Consider the following 558-nt stretch of genomic DNA (forward strand, 5'->3'; position numbering starts at 1 on the left):
CATTCGTATCCAGCTTGCTGTCCCCTGCCGTTACACTGTCAATATTCAGATCACGGTTTAAGCCATACTGAATCGTACTGCCGGTCTTGGTCACTTTCAGGTTCGTTTCACCTGCAACCGTACCAATGTCTACCGTATCACCAGCTTTTACTGCAGCTGCATTGGTACCATTACTTTGTAGTGTCCAGCCTTTGTCTAATGCAGTGATCGCATCGCCCACGTTATTGACGTTGTTGCCATTCACAGTATAGGTCGGTGAGCTTACTGCACCTGTAGTGCTGTCATAGCTTGCGCCACCGCCCAGATTATTGGCTGTGCTGTTGCCCAAGGCATCAGTCTTGTTATTGCTTGATGTGCTTAACGCATCGAGCTGGCCTTTGTTTACTGCATCAGTGGCATTGGTGCCTGCTGCTACGTTACTGATGGTGTTACCTGCAGCATCAATACCAGTCTTGGTCACACTTGGTCCACCAGTGATGGTTAAACCATTCGTATCCAGCTTGCTGTCCCCTGCCGTTACACTGTCAATATTCAGATCACGGTTTAAGCCATACTGAA

At 48.4% G+C, this 558-nt stretch carries 1 pseudogene; it reads right to left on the bottom strand.

Features of this window, described 5'->3' with window-relative positions:
* A pseudogene (locus ACG59Z_RS18750) lies at positions 1 to 558 on the bottom strand (hypothetical protein); the annotation flags it as partial.

The sequence above is a fragment of the Acinetobacter sp. ABJ_C1_1 genome, assembly GCF_044684115.1.
GTDB lineage: Bacteria > Pseudomonadota > Gammaproteobacteria > Pseudomonadales > Moraxellaceae > Acinetobacter > Acinetobacter nosocomialis_A.